General features: G+C 60.0%; 1 protein-coding gene. It reads left to right on the plus strand.

Going from position 1 to position 630, the window contains the following annotated elements; all coding sequences use genetic code 11:
- Nucleotides 1-577: site-specific integrase (locus tag JMY24_RS38150; protein ID WP_201704143.1), on the plus strand; the 577-nt coding region annotated here is incomplete at its 5' end.
- Nucleotides 578-630 lie beyond the last annotated feature (53 nt).

Genomic DNA, 630 nt, shown 5'->3' on the forward strand with positions numbered 1-630 from the left:
GTTACCGGATTCTCTTACCGATTCAGAACTGGCGGGGCTTGTGAATTCCTTCGATCATACGTGTCCAACCGGCCGACGTGACTACGCGATCATTCGCTGTCTGGTGGACCTAGGCCTGCGGGCGAGCGAAGTGGCTTTTATCCAGCTCGATGACTTGAATTGGCGAGAAGGGACGCTCCGGATTGCCAAAGCGAAGGCAAAACGCACAACACTTCTGCCGTTGCCTTTGGAGACAGGGCGCGCGATCGCTGACTATTTGCGCTTCGGGCGCCCGCGAACGGAAAGCTGCGCACTGTTTGTGCGGCACCGCGCTCCGCGCGATGAACCGGTGGGGCCCAGCCTGGTGCGTAATGCCGTACGCTGTGCCTACGCCCGGTGTGGCCTCGCTCAGCGGTGGACCGGAACCCATGTGCTACGCCATTCGTTCGCATCAAGGCTACTCAGGGAAGGGGCAAGTCTCAAAGACATCGCCGATCTACTGCGCCACCGCAACGTCAACACGACGACCATCTATGTCAGAGTCGATCTACCCAGGCTCAATACCGTTGCCTTGCCATGGCCGGGGAGACGCACATGAAGCCCGCCACTACCATGGTGTCCCTGGTCGAGGACTATCTCGAATGCCGGCGG

The sequence above is a fragment of the Paraburkholderia kirstenboschensis genome (assembly GCF_904848585.1).
In the GTDB taxonomy this organism is placed as follows: Bacteria; Pseudomonadota; Gammaproteobacteria; order Burkholderiales; family Burkholderiaceae; genus Paraburkholderia; species Paraburkholderia kirstenboschensis.